Here is a 15,447-nt window from a genome sequence, read left to right as displayed (position 1 = left end):
CACAGGAGCAGATCATGCAAGACGCCGTGATTCTTTCCACCGCACGCACCCCGATCGCCAAAGCCTTCCGTGGTGCTTTCAATAACCTCAAAGCGCCGAGCATGGCCAGCCATGCGATTCGTGCCGCAGTGGCCCGCGCCGGGATCGAAGCCGCTGAAATCGACGACCTGATCATCGGCACCGCCATGCCTGCCGGCACCGCTGGCTGGAACCTCGGACGCATGGCGGCGCTGGCCAGCGGCCTGCCCTACAGCGTCAGCGGCCAGACCCTCGACCGCCAATGCGCCTCAGGCCTGATGGCCATCGCCACAGCGGCGAAACAGATCATGGTCGACGGCATGCAGGTGACCATCGGTGCCGGCCAGGAACACATCAGCCTGGTGCAGGCGCGCAACATGGACTGGGCCATGGCCGAGCGCGACGAACAGGTCGAACTCAACGCCGCCCACGCCTACATGCCAATGTTGCAAACCGCCGAAATTGTCGCCCGCCGCTACGCCATCAGCCGTGAAGCGCAGGACGCCTATGCCCTGACCTCGCAGCAACGCACGGCGGCGGCGCAGCAGGCCGGGCTGTTCGCGGACGAGATCGTACCGGTCACGGCAATCAAGAAAATCATCGATAAAGCCACTGGCGAAGAACGCCTGGAGCAAGTCACCCTGAGCCAGGACGAGGGCAACCGCCCGCAGACCCAGCTGCAAGACCTGGCAGGCCTCAAACCGGTCGTTGAAGGCGGCTGCATCACCGCCGGTAACGCCAGCCAGCTGTCGGACGGTGCCAGTGCCTGCGTACTGATGGACGCGCGCCTGGCCGAGCAGCGCAATCTTGCGCCGCTGGGCCTGTACCGCGGTATCGCCGTGGCAGGCCTAGCGCCGGAAGAAATGGGCATTGGCCCGGTGCTGGCGGTGCCCAAGCTGCTCCGGCAACACGGCCTCAAGGTTGACGATATTGGCTTGTGGGAACTCAACGAAGCCTTCGCCTGCCAGGTGTTGTACTGCCAGCAGACGCTGGGCATCGACCCTGAGCGCCTTAACGTCAACGGCGGCGCCATCGCCATCGGCCATCCGTACGGCATGAGCGGCGCGCGGATGGTTGGCCATGCCCTGCTCGAAGGCAAACGACGTGGGGTGAAATACGTGGTGGTGACCATGTGCGTCGGCGGTGGCATGGGTGCTGCCGGCCTGTTTGAAGTGCTCTGAGAGGAAGATAAGCACAATGCTCGACACGACCTTTTCACTGGCCGGCAAGACCGTGCTGGTCACCGGCGCCTCCAGCGGCCTCGGTGCGCATTTCGCTGCGGTTGCCCATCAGGCGGGCGCCAACGTTGTGGTTGCTGCACGCCGCGTCGATCGCCTGCAGCAACTGCTCGCAAGCCTGCAACAAGGCGGCGAAACCCTCGCGGTTGCCCTGGACGTTACCCGGCGCGACAGCGTCGAGCAGGCCTTCGACCTGGCCGAGGAACGCTTTGGCACCATTGATGTGGTGATCAACAACGCCGGGATTGGCGACCCCGGCCGCTTCACCGAACTGTCCGAGGACGACTGGCAGCGCATGCTCTCGACCAACCTTGACGGCGTGTTCCGCGTTGCCCAGTGCGCCAGCCAGCGTCTGATCAAGGCCGGGCGCGGCGGCAGCATCATCAACATCGCCTCGATCCTCGGCCTGCGCGTCGGCCAGGGCCTGAGCCACTACTGCACGGCCAAGGCTGGCGTGGTGCAATTGACCAAGGCCATGGCCCTGGAACTGGCCCGCCACCGTATCCGGGTCAACGCGATTGCCCCTGGCTACTTCAAGACCGAGATGAACAACGACTACTTCGACAGTGACGCCGGTCAGGGCTACATCCGCGACCGGGTACCGATGCGCCGCCTCGGCCAACTGGATGAACTCAATGGCCCTCTGCTGCTACTGGCCAGCGAAGCCGGTGCGTTCATGACCGGCAGCATCCTGTCCGTGGACGGCGGCCATCTGGTCAACCCGCTATAACCCCGGGCTCTTTCGCAGCGCAAGACCGTAGGAGCGGCCTTGCGCCGCGAAATCCCCACCCGAGGGCCCCCCCACATGCCTGAAACATCCTACCGCCCAAGAATCATCGCCCTGCTCAGCCACCGCCGCCCCAGCCACGGCCCCAGCCCGATGGCGCGCCTTATCGAACAGGTGGCCGGCGACTACGCCAACCGTGCACACATCGAGATTGTCGATACCCCCCTGGCCCAGTTGCTGGACACCGCCCGGGCCCTGGAACAGCAGCAACGCGCCGACATGCTCATCTGCTCCGGTGCCACTGCTGACTATTTGCGCCAGCACCTCAGCACCTCGGTGCTGTCGATTCACATGGGCGAGTTCGACCTGGTCCGCGCCCTCGACCTGGCCAAATCCAAGGCCACCAAGGTCGGCATTCTGAGCTTTCGTCACGCCCACCCGGAGCTGGCGGCGCTGCATTCGCTGTTTACCGTGGCCGTGCGCGAGGCCACCTACACTTCCTTCAACGAAGCGCGCCAGCAGGTACAGCGCCTGGCCGCCGAGGGTTACCAGGTCATCGTCGGTTCCTCGACCATCGTGCAACTGGCCACTGAGGCCGGGGTTCAGGGCCTGCTGGCACTCAACAGCGACAGCATCCGCCGCACCCTCGACAATGCCCTGTCGCTGTGCCGCAGCCGCGCGCAAAGCCTGCTGCAGCAACAACGCCTGAGCGCCGTACTGCGCAACCTTTCCGATGGCGTGATTGCCCTGGACGGCAACGCGCTGGTGCAGTCGATCAACCCGCGCATGGCGGCGCTGCTTGAGGTCAGCGCCGACTGGGCGTTGGGCCAACCGATCAGCGTGGTCATGCCGGCGTTGCCACTGGCCGCCTTGCAGCAGCGTGGCGAGCACGACGACAGTCAACTGCTGAGTATCGGCGGCAAAACCCTGGCGGCCAGCGTCACCGCGATCGTTGAAGACGGTGTGGCCGACGGGCTGGTGATTACCTGTCAGGAAACCAATGTCATTCAACGCAACGAGCGACGCATCCGCATCCAGGCGCGGCCCCGGCAGTTCATCGCACGCTATCGCTTCGAGCAGATCCTTGGCCAGGCCCCGGCGTTTCGCGCCACCGTGCGCCTGGCCCAAAGCTATGCGCAAACCGACTCGACCGTGTTGATCACCGGTGAAAGCGGTACCGGCAAAGAACTGCTGGCGCAGAGCATTCACAACGCCAGCAATCGCCAACATGCCCCCTTCGTCGCCATCAACTGCGCAGCCTTCCCCGCCTCGCTGCTGGAAAGCGAACTGTTTGGCTATGAAGAAGGCGCGTTCACCGGTTCACGCAAAGGGGGCCGGGTCGGCCTGATTGAAAGCGCCCACAGCGGCACGCTGTTTCTCGATGAAATCGGCGATATGCCGGTGTCCCTGCAAACCCGCTTGCTGCGGGTGCTGCAAGAGCGTGAAGTGCTGCGCCTGGGCGCCAGCGAACCGACGCCAGTGGACATCCGGGTGATCGCCGCCACCCACTGCGACCTGCAAAGGCGCATCGAACAAGGCGACTTTCGCCAGGACCTGTATTACCGCCTGAATATCCTGCGCCTGCTGGTGCCGCCGCTGCGTGAACGGCCGCAAGACGTCGCGCTGCTGGCCAACGCCTTGCTTGCGCGCCAGGCAGGCGTTAGCCCATCGAAGCTACAGGTACTGCAGCCCTTGATGCCTTACCTGCAACGCCACAACTGGCCGGGCAACATTCGAGAACTGGAAAACATTGTCGAGCGTGCCGCCGTGTGCGCCGAGCAATTGCAGGGCAACGATGCCAACGTCAGCTTAAGCGTGCTGTTCCCTGAGCTGTTCGCACACTCAACAGCGCCCGAAGCCGAACCCGCCGCCGAGGCAGCTCACTTGCGCCAGCACGGCAAAGCCGCCGAGCAGGCGCACGCACGTCAGGTGGTCAGTCATTGTCAGGGCGACTTGAATGAAGCCGCGCGTCGTCTCGGCGTCAGCCGCACCACGCTGTGGCGGCGTCTGCGTCAGCCGACCGACGGCACGGCCAAGGCCCCACTGAGTCAGTGAGGCCTTGGCGGCTTACACCGCCAGTTCGTTTTCGCGGATCAGCTTTTTGTTGATCTTGCCGACACTGGTTTTCGGAATGTCGCTGACGAAGCGGATCTCGCGCGGAATCGCCCACTTGTTGATCCGGCCACTTTCAACGTATTGATGCAGGTGAGCCTTAAGCGTACCGGCATCCACCTGCTCAGTGGCCGAGCAGATCACCAACGCCACCGGGCGCTCGCCCCACTGCGGGTCAGGCACGCCGACCACCGCCACCGAGGCGACCGCCGGGTGTTCGCTGATCAGCGTTTCCAGCTCCAGCGAGCTGATCCACTCACCACCGGTCTTGATCACGTCTTTGATCCGGTCCTTGATCTCCACCACGCCCAGGGCGTCGATGGAGGCAATGTCACCGGTATGCAGCCAGCCGTCTTCCCACAGTTGCTCACCCTGCTCCGGCTCTTTCAAGTAGCCCTGGGTCAGCCAGGGTGCGCGCACCACGATTTCGCCCTGCGCCACGCCGTCATGGGGCAGCGCCTTGCCGTTGGCGTCGATGATTTTCAGGTCGACCATCGCCCCCGGCACACCGGTCTTGATTCGCGCGGCCACCTGCTCCAGCGCCGGGCGCTGGGAGTCGGCGTCACGCAAATAGGTGGTGCACAGTATCGGGCAGGTCTCCGACATGCCGTAGCCGCAATGGATTTGCATGCCCCGCGCGGTCGCCTGACTGGCCAGGCCGTGGGTCAAGGCGCTGCCGCCAAGCAGCATCTTCCAGCCGCCCAGGTTGGTGCTGGCCGCTTCGTCGCAGTCGAGGATCATCTGCAAAATGGTCGGCACACAGTGGGAGAAGCTGACCTGCTCGTCGCGGAACAACCTGACCAGGCTGTTGGGCTCGTAACGGCCAGGATAAACCTGCTTGATCCCCATCAGCGTGGCGACGTACGGCACGCCCCAGGCGTGCACATGGAACATCGGCGTGATCGGCATGTAGACATCGTCCGAACGCAGCAACGGCAAGCCGTTGTACGCACCAAGGGTGCCAACCGCATTGAGGGTGTGCAACACCAGTTGCCGATGGGAAAAGTACACGCCTTTCGGGTTGCCGGTGGTACCGGAGGTGTAGAACAGCGTGGCCACCGACTGCTCATCGAAGTCCGGGAAGTCGAACTCAGGCGCGGCAGCGGCCAGCAGCGCTTCGTACTCGCCGAGCACTGGCAGGCAGGTCGCGGCTGGGCCATCGTCACTGAGCTGGATGTAACCTTTGACCGTGGTCAGCTGATCGGCAATCGGCTCAAGCATCGGCAGGAAGTCATCGTGTACCAGCACCAGGTCGTCTTCGGCGTGGTTCATGGTGTAGATGATCTGCTCCGGCGACAACCGAATGTTCACCGTGTGCAGCACTGCGCCGATCATCGGCACGGCAAAGAAGCATTCCAGGTAGCGATGGCTGTCCCAGTCCATCACCGCTACCGTATCGCCGGCCTTGACCCCGGCGGCGGTCAACGCGTTAGCCAGTTGGCGGATGCGCTGGTTAAGGGTGCGATAGCTGTAGCGCAAACGGTTGGCGTAGACGATTTCCTGCTCGGGGGCGTTACGCGCACCGGAGAGCAACAGGCTTTTGATCAGCAATGGGTAGCTGTAGGCATTGTGCGCCGGTGGAATTATTTTTGTTTTCACCACGGAAGGACTTCCTGCTTCTGGTCGATGCTTGCACAGTAAGTTTCGCCCCGGGGCTGCGCTTCACTTTCAGCGCCATTCATTTCTCATTTGATGACGCGCCCTTCAGATCGGCTGGCGAAGCGACTATAAGTGAGCGCCGTGCGTGTTTGATGTCAGTTGTCAGCAAATGGAGGCGCTCTACGCCATGACTCTACTAGCCCGTTCCGCCGTGCTGACCAACTACCTGGAAGTCACCCGTCACCTGCAGCTCGATGGCGAGCAATTGCTAAAGCAAGCCGGCCTGGACCCGGCCATTGTCAACGATTGCACCCAGCACATCCCTGCCCACAGCGCCGTCCAGCTGCTGGAGCACACCGCCCAGCTCAGTCGCTGCGACACCCTCGGGCTGCGCATGGCCGAGCTGCGTCACCTGGCCGACTTTGGTGAGGTCAGCCTGCTGCTCAGCCACCAGCACACCCTGCGGGATGCGCTGAACGTAATTGTGCAGTACCGGCACCTGCTCAATGATTGCGTAGCGATTTTCATCGAAGAAGCCGACAAGACCGTGATCATCCGCCAGGAACTGATCACCGAAACCGGCACGCAGAATCGCCAGTCCATCGAGCTGGTGATCGGTATTGTCCATCGTTTTTGCGCAGCCCTGCTTGGCGCACACTGGCACCCGCTGTACGTGTGTTTTAGTCACGAGGCGCCAAGCGACCTGTCGGTGCACCGCCGGGTGTTTGGCTGCAAGGTCGAATTTGGCTGCGAGTTCAATGGCATTGCCTGCCCCGCCGCCAACCTCGACGCCGCCAACCCGCTGGGCAACCAGGCCTTGGCGCGCAACGCCGAGCGCTACCTGAACTCCCTGCGTGGCAAAAATGAACACTCACTGGCCTTTGAAGTGCGCAAGGCAATCTACCTGCTGTTGCCCATGGGCAAGGCCACGCCCGAGCATATCGCCCAGACCCAGGGCTTGAATGTGCGCACCTTGCAACGGCGCCTGGAAGCCGACGGCACGCGCTTCAGCGAGCTGCTCAACAGCGTGCGCCGCGACCTGGTGATTCGCTACCTGCGCAACCCCGGTTACTCGCTGGGGAGGATTTCGGACATGCTCGGCTATTCCATGCCCAGCTCGTTCACCCGCTGGTTCACTGCCCAATTCGGCAAACCGCCGGCGGTCTGGCGTGCCGAGCAGCAGCGATGATGCTCCCGGGCTCTGTGTAGGAGCGGGCTTGCCCCGCGATAGCGATCTGTCAGGCCCAATCTATCGCGGGGCAAGCCCGCTCCCACAACAAGCCTGCCCCCACAACAAGCCCGCTCCCACTAGGTCCCCTCACGGCGGCGCTGCACACGCCCCAGCCACGCGCCGGTCAGGGCCCAGAGCAGCGCAATCGCAGCACCGATGAACATCGCCAGTGCCGGATGCTCGCCGAGCAGGTCGAGCCCACGTTTGAGCCAGCCACTGAGTGCATCGCCGCCGCGGTACACCACGGTGTCGGTAAAGTTCTTGGCTTTGTACTTATGTTCCGGCTCCACCACGGTATAGAGCATCTCCCGCCCCGGTCGCACCAGGGCGTATTCACCCACACGGCGCAACACCATCACCACCACGAACACGGCAAACAACGGCGCCACCGCCAACCAGAGAAAGCCGACCGCCATCAACAGCGGCACCGCCACCAGTAAAATACCGACCCCAAGCTTGCGGGCCAGGTGCCCGGTGATGAACACCTGAGTGAGGATCGACAAAAACTGCACCACGCTGTCAATCAAGCCAAACACCTGGGTCTGCTCGGTACGGCTGCTGAAATGCTGCGCCACCAGACGCGCCTGCTCGAAATACAGGAAGGTGCTGACACTGGCGAGCAAGACCACAAACAACGCGATGCCCAACAGATAGGGCGAGCGAAACACTTCGCTGGCACCGGAAAACGGGTTGCCGCCCAACGGCCGCGAACGGGGCAGCTCGGTGTCTGTAGGCAGTGGGTGGCGGTCCCTGAAGCGCTGTAAGTAGCTCGCAGCACACACACAACCCAACAGACACATTGTGGCGAGCAGCACCAGGCCAGCATGGCCGATCACCCCGACCAGCAACGTGCCCAGCAACGGCCCAACCAACCCGCCCAGGCTCGCACCGCCCGCCAGCAGGCCGAACAGGCGCTTGGCCTGCTCGCTGGAAAGCACATCGGCCAGCACACTCCAGGCCAGGGAAATGCTCAACAGGTTGAACATCGACAACCAGATGTAAAAGGCCCGAGCGCTCCACAGGTTGTCTGGCCATTGCGCAAACAGCGCAGCGAAGAGCAGCAGGTTGCTGGCCAGAAAGCCGTAGGTCCAAGGCAGGATGCGTCGACGTTGCACCTTGGAGGCCAGCCAGCCAAACAGGGGCAAGGCGATCAGGGTCAGGACAAAAGTGCCGGTGAACAGCCACTGCAGGTTGTCGACGCCGCCCGCCACGCCCATGGTTTCACGCACCGGACGCAGCATGAAATAGCCGGTAAACAGCAGGAAAAACAAGCTCAGCCCGGCGACGACGATCGGCATTTCACCGCTGCGGATGTTGAACAGGCGCGTACTCTGGATCGCCATGGGCGCTCAGGCGAACTGCGCGATCAATTGTTTGCGCTGGGCATCACTGAGCAACGGCCCGCTGCCCGCCTTGAGCTGATCAAGTTGCCGGTCTGGACGGCTGGTGGCCGGAATCACCGCCGTCACCGCCGGATGGCTAATGGCGAACTTGAGGAACAACTGCGCCCAACTGCCAATGCCCAGCTCCGCTGCCCATGGCGGTAACGCCTGATCTTTGACCCTGGCGAACAGTCGACCGTCATCGAAGGCGCGATTGATCAGCACCGCGACGCCTTTGTCCTGGGCCAGTGGCAATACCGTGCGGGCAGCGTCGGGGGCATTGACCGAGTAATGGATCTGGATGAAGTCCAATGCTTCTTGACGCAGGATCCGCTCCAGTTCGTCCAGACCGCTGTTGATGTAGTGGGTCACCCCGACATAGCGGGTCAGCCCTTGGGCCTTGAGTTCGCGGGCGTAAGGCAGCTGGCGCTGCCAGTCGCGCAGGTTGTGCACCTGCAGCAACTCGACCTTGTCGGTGCGCAGGCTGCGCAAGGTGCCGGCCCATTGCGCTTCGGCGGCGGCGCGGCTGTCTGCGGCGATCTTGGTGGCCAGAAAGGTCTTGCTGCGCCAGCCGCCCTCCTCCAGCAATTGGCCCAGTACGGCATCGGCGCCGCCATAGTTGGGTGAGGTGTCGATCACCTGACCGCCCCCGTCGAAGAACACCTTGAGCACCTGCTTGAGCTGCTGGAACTGTGGGGAATCGGCGTCTACTTCAAAGCTGCCGGAGGTGCCCGCACCGATGACCGCCAGCGCCTGGCCACTGGAGGGGATCTTGCGGCTGAGCATGCTGCCACCCTCGGCAAACCCCGGCCCGGCCAGGCTCAGGCAGCCGAGCCCGGCGGCGAGCGTGGCACTGGCGGTGAGAAAGTCACGACGCATGAGCATGGCAGTGCTCCTGGATAAGCACGAGAGCAAAGGAAAAGCTTAGCCCTGAGCCGCGGCGACTGCCCCGGCAATCGTTACCACATATGTACCTCCCCTGTGGGAGCGGGCTTGCCCCGCGATGCGGTGTGACAGACAGATCGTTATCGCGGGGCAAGCCCGCTCCTACAGGCGTCAAAAAAAACCGTGTGCCACTCAGACGCCGACTATATTGACCTAGTCTCCGCCCGCAGCCTGAGCGCGCTCTATGCTGGATACCGATCAGCTGATTATTTGCGAACATTGTGACTGCGTGTATCACAAGGTGCCTTTGGTCAAACACCAAAAGGCGGTGTGTCAACGATGTGGCGCTGTGCTGCAACGCTATAACGGCATGACCCTGCAACAACGCCTGGCCCTGAGCATCACCGCCGGGGTGCTGTGGCTGCTGGCCAACTTCTATCCGGTCATGAGCATCAGCCTCAAAGGCCTGTCCAACAGTGCCACGCTCTGGGACTCGGTGCGTGCCCTGGCCGACGGCCCGATCACCTTTATAGCCCTGGTGGCAGCGGTGTCGATCATCATCGCGCCGATTTTCCAGTTGCTGCTGTTGATCTGGGTGCTGTGTTTTGCCCTGGCCGGCCAGCGTTCACCGGGCTTTCGCCTGTGCATGCGCTGGCTGGAGACCCTGCGCCCGTGGAGCATGCTCGAAGTGTGCCTGCTCGGTGCGATGGTCGCGGTGTTCAAACTGGCCGGCCTGCTCGATGTACTGCCTGGTATCGGCCTGATTGCCCTGGCGGCGCTGAGCCTGGTGATTATCCGCGTGGCCGGCCGCGATATCCGTGAACTGTGGGACACCTTGCCATGAACCGCCCGCCACTCGCCTCCGAGCTCAAGTTGATGCTCTGCCACGCCTGCGGCAAGGCCTGTGATGCCAGCCACGAGGTGCATCATTGCGAGCGCTGCGGTGCGCCGATGCATGCACGCAAACCGAATTCGCTGACCCGCACCTGGGCCTACCTGATTGCTGCGCTGGTGTTCTATATACCGGCCAACCTGCTACCGGTGATGAACACCAAGATGCTTGGCAGTGGCGAAGACAGCACCATCATGAGCGGCGTTATCGAGTTCTGGTCGCACGGTGCCTGGGACATCGCCCTGATCATCTTCATCGCCAGTATCGCCGTACCGGCGACCAAATTCGTCGCCCTCGGCATGTTGCTGGTCACCGTTCAACGCGGCAGCGACTGGGCGCAGAGAGAGCGTTCCAAGCTCTATCGTTTCGTCGAGCTGATCGGCTATTGGTCAATGCTCGATGTGATCGTCGTGGCCCTGGTCGCGGCGCTGGTCAAGTTTCAGGCCCTGGGCGACATCGAACCGCGCCCGGGCATTCTGTTTTTCGGCCTGGTGGTGGTGTTCACCATGCTGGCCGCCATGAGTTTCGACCCCCGAATGATCTGGGAAAGCCGTCAACCCGAGGAGCGCACGGATGAAGTCAGCAGCCACTGAAGAGCCGCCGGTGCCAGGCGCATCAACAGTCAAAACCCGACGTTTTAGTGTATCGCTGGTGTGGATCGTGCCGATTATCGCGGTGCTGGTCGGTATTTCCCTGGTGGTTCACGACTGGTTGCAACAGGGGCCCACCATCCAGATCTCCTTCAAGACCGGCGAAGGCCTGACCGCCAATAAAACCGAAGTCAAATACCGCAACGTGGTGATCGGCCATGTGACCACGGTGGAATTGAGCGGCGATCAGAAAAGCGTGGTCGCCACGGTCAAGTTGAACAAACAGGCGGAAAACTTCACCCGCGAGGATTCAACCTTCTGGGTGGTGCGTGCGCGCATCGGCGCGGGCGGTATTTCCGGCTTCGACACCTTGCTCTCGGGCGACTTCATCGGCGCCGATGCCGGGCAGTCGCACAGCCGCGCCAAGTCCTTTACCGGGCTTGAGATGCCACCACCGATTACCTACGGCGAACCGGGTAAACGCTTTACCCTGCGTACCAGCGATCTGGGCTCACTGGGTATCGGTTCACCGGTGTACTACCGCAAGATCTCGGTCGGCCAGGTGGTCTCTTATCAGTTGGCCAAAGACGGTAAAACCGTCGACATCGAGGTATTCGTGCAATCGCCCAACGACGCCTTTGTGACCGACAACACGCGGTTCTGGAATGCCAGCGGCATTGACCTGGAAGCCGGCGCCAACGGTTTTGCCGTACGCACCGAATCGCTGTCGTCATTGCTGGTGGGCGGGATTGCCTTCCGCGCCCCGCAGTACAATCCCGATGACCAGGTGGCGGCGGAAGACAAAGTCTTCGAGCTGTTTGAAGACGAAAAGACCGCGCTGGCGCCGCCCAAAGGCCGCGCCCAATACCTGGTCCTGCGTTTTGACGAATCCCTGCGCGGCCTGAAACCCGGGGCGCCGGTAGAATTCCAAGGCGTGGAGATCGGCGAAGTGGTGTCGGTGAACCTCGACTTCGATGCCGAGAAGCGCAATTTCCCACTCAATGTCGGCATCGTCATTTACCCTCAGCGCCTGGGTAAAGCCCATACCAAGCTGCTCAAGGCGCTTGATCACGACCCCAACGATGAACAGCGCGCCGCGCAGTTGCTGGCCATGTTCGTCGAAAATGGCCTGCGCGCTCAGGCCCGTAGTGGCAACCTGATCACCGGGCAACTGTACATCTCTCTGGATTTCGACCCGAAAGCACCAAAGGTAGCCTTCGATCCGACTGCACGACCGATCACCATCCCTACCGTACCGGGCAGCCTGGAACAATTGCAGGAACAGTTCCAGGCCATGGTCGAGCGCATCAACCGCCTGCCGATCGAGCGCATCGCCAACAACCTCGACGCCAACCTGGTGGAATTGCGCAAAGGCTTGCAGCAGTTCAACAGCCGCACCCTGCCGGGCGTTCAGGGCACGCTGCAGGAAGTCAGCAAAACCCTGCAGAGCGCCAACTCGACGCTGGCCGACGACTCGCCGCAACGTGAGCAACTGACTCAGACCCTGGACGAGCTGGGGCGCATGTCGCGTTCACTGCGCGAGCTGGCCGATTACCTGGGCCGCAATCCCGAGTCCTTGCTGCGTGGCAGGCCCAAGGATGCACCGGCTGATAACTTGACCCCTTCGCGCAATTGACCGCAGGAGCACATGACCATGGCGCACGTTTCAAAATTCGCCCTGCTGAGCCTGGCCTTGCTGCTGGCGGCGTGCCGCAGCGACCCGATCCACTACCACACCTTGATCCCGCAACAACCGGCGTCGGCCAGCAGCGTCGATATTCAGCTGGAGCGCATCAGCGTGCCGCCCCAGGTCGATCGACCGCAGGTGGTGGTGCGCCAGAGCAACAGCAGCCTGGCGATCCTGGAAACCGAATGGTGGGGGGCGAGCCTCGCCGATGAGCTGCAGAACGCGCTGGTCAATCAGTTCAGCGCGGGTACGCCATCTCGCCTGGGCTTGCGGGTTGACGTGCAGCGTTTTGACTCGGTACCGGGCCAGTACGCGCTGTTCGAAGCGCAGTGGCGCCTACGCGGCGCCAACGGTAACGACAGCCCCCTGCTCACCTGCCGTAGCGTGATCCAGACCCCGGCCGGCGCGAGCATCGAAGAACTGGTGCTGGCCCACCAGCAAAACCTCAAGCGCTTCACCGAACAGGTCAACCAGGCAGCGCGCAGCGGAAGCCGCACCTGCCCTAGCGGGCATTAAGTTATCTTTGAGCGAGGGCAACCTGTATGAGCGAACAAAAACCCATTCAGTTGGGCAGCACCCGAGCCTTGCTCGATGTGTTGATCCGCGCCGGACTGATTGCGGCACTGGTGATGTTCTGCTTCGAGATCTTCCAGCCATTTCTTAGCCTGATGCTCTGGGCGGTGATTCTGGCCATTACCCTTTACCCGCTCAATCAACGCCTGGGCAGCTTGCTGGGAGATCGCCCCGGCTGGGCCTCGGTCATCCTGGTGCTGATCGGCCTGGCCTGCCTGATCGGGCCGTTGAGCCTGCTCGGCGCCTCGGTGGCCGATTCGGTCAAGCTGGGCATTCATACCTTCGAAAATCAGGCCGTGGAAATCCCTCCTCCGCCGGCAAACGTGCAGGACTGGCCAGTGATTGGCGGCCCGTTGTATGGCATCTGGTCACACGCCAGCACGGATTTGAGCTGGGCCTTGTCGCAGGTAGCACCGCATTTGAAAGGCGTGAGCAAAACCCTGCTCACGCAACTGGCCGGTGTCGGCTCAGGCATTCTGGTGTTTATTGTCGCGCTGATCGTGGCGGGTTTGATCATGGCCAAAGGCGCCAACGGCCACCGCACCGGCGTGGCCATTGCCACGCGTATCTCCGGCCCTGAACGTGGCCCGCAATTGGCCGAGCTGTGCACCGCGACCATTCGTGCGGTGGCCCAGGGGGTGGTCGGCATCGCCTTCATTCAGATGCTGTTGATCGGCATTGGCCTGGTGGTCATGGGGGTGCCCGGTGCCGGGGTGCTGGCGCTGATGGTGTTGTTGCTGGGCATTACCCAACTGCCGGTACTGCTGATTACCTTGCCGGTGGTGATCTATGTGTTTGCCCATGACGGTGTGGGCGTCAGCACGGTCATTTTTGCGATCTGGACGATACTCGCCGGGCTCTCGGACAACGTGCTCAAACCGCTGCTGCTCGGGCGTGGCGTTGCCGTACCGATGCCGGTTGTACTGATTGGTGCACTGGGTGGCATGTTGACCAACGGCATCATCGGCCTGTTCATCGGCCCGGTATTGCTGGCGGTGGGTTATGAACTGTTCATGTCCTGGGTGGCCCAGCCCGCCGAGCAAAGCGTGCCTGAGCAAGAACAGCGCTGAACGCAGGTGGGCCTGCGCTCAGCGTGGCGCTGATCAATGGAACGGGAAGATGTAGTTCATCCAGGCTGCCATGCGCAAAAGGATCTTGCGCATCATGCCGATATGCTCGAAGTGCTTGCTGTAGACCGCCGCCTGACCGTAGGCGCCACCGGGCATCTGCGCACTGTACTGGACGAAGTCGGGGTCGGTGATTTCGATGATCACCGGCACCCGCCCAGGTGGCGGCGAGCCGGTGAAACCGATCAAGTTGCCGGAAGGCTGAATCTGGCCTTCGGCGATCACCGTAATGACACTCTTGACCTGACCCTTGAACACTTTGCCGGGAATGCCGTCGAAGGCCACTTCTGCCTCGTCACCGGCCACCAGGCGCAGCAAACTGTTCTGGCGCATCCACGCGGCGAAGTAATGGCTTTCCTGGGGAATGAACACCATCGACGGCCGTAGCGGCAACCGGCTGGCCATCATCCCGGCGCGTAGCGAAACATGGGTAACGAAGCCTTTGCTGGGCGCACGTACCACGGTGTTGTCGAGTTCGAACTGGGCGTTGTCGATCTGCGCCTGCAGGTCATCGACCCGGGCGATGGCCGATTCCTGTTCGCGGCGGGTGCCAAAGTTACGCTTGATCAACTCGTTGATCCGGTACAGGTCCCCCTTGGCGGCAATGTGTTGCGCCTGCAGCGACTTGAGTTTGTACTCGAACGGCGCAGGGTCGATACGGAACAGCACATCGCCCTTCTCCAGCGCCTGGTTGCCCAGCACCGGCACCTCGACGACCTTGCCGGTGACCACCGGGATCACCGGCACCGAAACGAAGTAAGAACGCGCCACCTCTGAATAGGGATGGTTGTAGTTCATGGTAAAGATCAACGCGCCAACAATAATCATCCCACCCAGCACGGCAGTCGGCACCGTCCACTTGTTCAGGGGAATGCGGAAGATCTTGAAGATGGCAATACAGATGGCGGCGTAAGTCAGAATCAGCAGCAAGTCCATAAGCTAGATTCCTCCGCCTGCATCATGCCGTGGCTCGCCGGGCTTGCCCTGGCTGGCCTCCAGGTGCGCGACCCGTTGTTGCAGCTCCAGCAACTGAACCTGTAATTCGTTGACCGAAGCATGGCTGAGCTGGCCGCTGCCACCGATGCCCCAGCCGCGATCTTCGCGGTAGAGCATGGCCCAGATCCACAGGAACGGCCATAACGCATGCAGGGTGAACAGGCTCACCCAGCCGGTGGCGTGAATGGCGTCCTGGTGCGGATGATTACGGTGTACGGCAATTTCGTAGGGAATGTCGTGAAGCACAATGATGCCGTAGAACAGCACCAGTCCAGCGAAGATCAACACGCCTAATGCAAAGTAATCAAGCATGGCAGCTCCAGGTCGCAGGGTGGGGAGATGATGCAAGAAGTCTAGACAATCCCTGCTCAGCCACTGCGTTTTTCGCTG

Annotated in this window: 14 protein-coding genes; 9 read left to right on the top strand and 5 right to left on the bottom strand. The window is 62.2% G+C overall.

From position 1 onward, the window contains the following. Positions 1–14: 14 nt before the first annotated feature. From ACP6KB_RS12420 to prpR, 3 genes are all read left to right on the top strand, one after another. Complete coding sequence (locus ACP6KB_RS12420; RefSeq protein WP_442114014.1) at positions 15–1,199, top strand: acetyl-CoA C-acyltransferase; 1,185 nt, start codon at positions 15–17, stop codon at positions 1,197–1,199. Between the two features lie 16 nt (positions 1,200–1,215). Continuing rightward, entirely contained in the window at positions 1,216–1,986 is a 771-nt protein-coding gene (locus tag ACP6KB_RS12415) for an SDR family NAD(P)-dependent oxidoreductase (protein WP_442114013.1), read from the top strand. Positions 1,987–2,061: 75 nt separating this feature from the next. Next, the gene (gene prpR, locus ACP6KB_RS12410; protein ID WP_442114012.1) at positions 2,062–4,038 is read left to right on the top strand and encodes a propionate catabolism operon regulatory protein PrpR; all 1,977 of its coding nucleotides are present in this window, start codon (positions 2,062–2,064) and stop codon (positions 4,036–4,038) included. Positions 4,039–4,050: 12 nt separating this feature from the next. Here the strand turns inward: prpR and ACP6KB_RS12405 are convergent, their stop codons facing one another. After that, positions 4,051–5,697 carry a fatty acid--CoA ligase gene (locus ACP6KB_RS12405; RefSeq protein ID WP_442114011.1) on the bottom strand — a complete coding sequence of 549 codons (1,647 nt, stop codon included), beginning with the start codon at positions 5,695–5,697 and terminating at the stop codon, positions 4,051–4,053. Between the two features lie 184 nt (positions 5,698–5,881). On the opposite strand from ACP6KB_RS12405, the gene ACP6KB_RS12400 reads away from it, so the two are divergent. Next, positions 5,882–6,883: an AraC family transcriptional regulator gene (locus ACP6KB_RS12400; RefSeq protein ID WP_442114010.1), complete on the top strand. Its 1,002-nt coding sequence runs from the start codon at positions 5,882–5,884 to the stop codon at positions 6,881–6,883. Between the two features lie 119 nt (positions 6,884–7,002). Here the strand turns inward: ACP6KB_RS12400 and ACP6KB_RS12395 are convergent, their stop codons facing one another. After that, positions 7,003–8,268, bottom strand: a complete 1,266-nt coding sequence (locus tag ACP6KB_RS12395) for an NTP/NDP exchange transporter (protein ID WP_442114009.1) — start codon at positions 8,266–8,268, stop codon at positions 7,003–7,005. A 6-nt stretch (positions 8,269–8,274) separates the two neighbouring features. Beyond that, positions 8,275–9,192 (bottom strand): aldo/keto reductase, encoded by a 918-nt coding sequence (locus tag ACP6KB_RS12390; protein ID WP_442114008.1) that lies wholly within the window; start codon positions 9,190–9,192, stop codon positions 8,275–8,277. A gap of 244 nt (positions 9,193–9,436) precedes the next feature. Here ACP6KB_RS12390 and ACP6KB_RS12385 point away from each other — a divergent pair, with 244 nt between their 5' ends. Genes ACP6KB_RS12385 through ACP6KB_RS12365 form a run of 5 tightly spaced genes read left to right on the top strand, consistent with a single transcriptional unit; the run spans position 9,437 to position 14,004 of the window. Continuing rightward, positions 9,437–10,036 (top strand): paraquat-inducible protein A, encoded by a 600-nt coding sequence (locus ACP6KB_RS12385; RefSeq protein WP_442114007.1) that lies wholly within the window; start codon positions 9,437–9,439, stop codon positions 10,034–10,036. After that, positions 10,033–10,677, top strand: a complete 645-nt coding sequence (locus ACP6KB_RS12380) for a paraquat-inducible protein A (RefSeq protein ID WP_442114006.1) — start codon at positions 10,033–10,035, stop codon at positions 10,675–10,677. The genes ACP6KB_RS12385 and ACP6KB_RS12380 overlap by 4 nt, the downstream gene beginning before the upstream one ends. After that, the gene (locus ACP6KB_RS12375; protein ID WP_442114005.1) at positions 10,658–12,310 is read left to right on the top strand and encodes a PqiB family protein; all 1,653 of its coding nucleotides are present in this window, start codon (positions 10,658–10,660) and stop codon (positions 12,308–12,310) included. The genes ACP6KB_RS12380 and ACP6KB_RS12375 overlap by 20 nt, the downstream gene beginning before the upstream one ends. An 18-nt stretch (positions 12,311–12,328) precedes the next feature. Beyond that, positions 12,329–12,877: a PqiC family protein gene (locus tag ACP6KB_RS12370; protein ID WP_442114004.1), complete on the top strand. Its 549-nt coding sequence runs from the start codon at positions 12,329–12,331 to the stop codon at positions 12,875–12,877. A 26-nt stretch (positions 12,878–12,903) separates the two neighbouring features. Further along, entirely contained in the window at positions 12,904–14,004 is a 1,101-nt protein-coding gene (locus tag ACP6KB_RS12365; RefSeq protein ID WP_442114003.1) for an AI-2E family transporter, read from the top strand. Positions 14,005–14,037: 33 nt separating this feature from the next. Here the strand turns inward: ACP6KB_RS12365 and ACP6KB_RS12360 are convergent, their stop codons facing one another. Beyond that, a complete protein-coding gene (locus ACP6KB_RS12360) occupies positions 14,038–14,997 on the bottom strand; it encodes an HlyD family secretion protein (RefSeq protein ID WP_442114002.1) in 960 nt (319 codons plus the stop codon). A 3-nt stretch (positions 14,998–15,000) separates the two neighbouring features. Next, a complete protein-coding gene (locus tag ACP6KB_RS12355) occupies positions 15,001–15,369 on the bottom strand; it encodes a DUF3302 domain-containing protein (protein ID WP_442114001.1) in 369 nt (122 codons plus the stop codon). Positions 15,370–15,447 lie beyond the last annotated feature (78 nt).

The sequence above is a fragment of the Pseudomonas sp. NUPR-001 genome (assembly GCF_052147955.1).
Classification (GTDB): domain Bacteria; phylum Pseudomonadota; class Gammaproteobacteria; order Pseudomonadales; family Pseudomonadaceae; genus Aquipseudomonas.
Note: the sequence above shows the minus strand (reverse complement) of the source record. Positions and strands in the feature narration are given on the sequence as shown.

Bases quoted from the DNA above. Each gene is read 5' to 3' on its own strand.
- ACP6KB_RS12420 (WP_442114014.1), top strand. From the start codon at position 15: ATGCAAGACGCCGTGATTCTTTCCACCGCACGCACCCCGATCGCCAAA.
- ACP6KB_RS12415 (WP_442114013.1), top strand. From the start codon at position 1,216: ATGCTCGACACGACCTTTTCACTGGCCGGCAAGACCGTGCTGGTCACC.
- prpR (WP_442114012.1), top strand. From the start codon at position 2,062: ATGCCTGAAACATCCTACCGCCCAAGAATCATCGCCCTGCTCAGCCAC.
- ACP6KB_RS12400 (WP_442114010.1), top strand. From the start codon at position 5,882: ATGACTCTACTAGCCCGTTCCGCCGTGCTGACCAACTACCTGGAAGTC.
- ACP6KB_RS12395 (WP_442114009.1), bottom strand. From the start codon at position 8,268: ATGGCGATCCAGAGTACGCGCCTGTTCAACATCCGCAGCGGTGAAATG.
- ACP6KB_RS12390 (WP_442114008.1), bottom strand. From the start codon at position 9,192: ATGCTCATGCGTCGTGACTTTCTCACCGCCAGTGCCACGCTCGCCGCC.
- ACP6KB_RS12385 (WP_442114007.1), top strand. From the start codon at position 9,437: ATGCTGGATACCGATCAGCTGATTATTTGCGAACATTGTGACTGCGTG.
- ACP6KB_RS12380 (WP_442114006.1), top strand. From the start codon at position 10,033: ATGAACCGCCCGCCACTCGCCTCCGAGCTCAAGTTGATGCTCTGCCAC.
- ACP6KB_RS12375 (WP_442114005.1), top strand. From the start codon at position 10,658: ATGAAGTCAGCAGCCACTGAAGAGCCGCCGGTGCCAGGCGCATCAACA.
- ACP6KB_RS12370 (WP_442114004.1), top strand. From the start codon at position 12,329: ATGGCGCACGTTTCAAAATTCGCCCTGCTGAGCCTGGCCTTGCTGCTG.
- ACP6KB_RS12365 (WP_442114003.1), top strand. From the start codon at position 12,904: ATGAGCGAACAAAAACCCATTCAGTTGGGCAGCACCCGAGCCTTGCTC.
- ACP6KB_RS12360 (WP_442114002.1), bottom strand. From the start codon at position 14,997: ATGGACTTGCTGCTGATTCTGACTTACGCCGCCATCTGTATTGCCATC.
- ACP6KB_RS12355 (WP_442114001.1), bottom strand. From the start codon at position 15,369: ATGCTTGATTACTTTGCATTAGGCGTGTTGATCTTCGCTGGACTGGTG.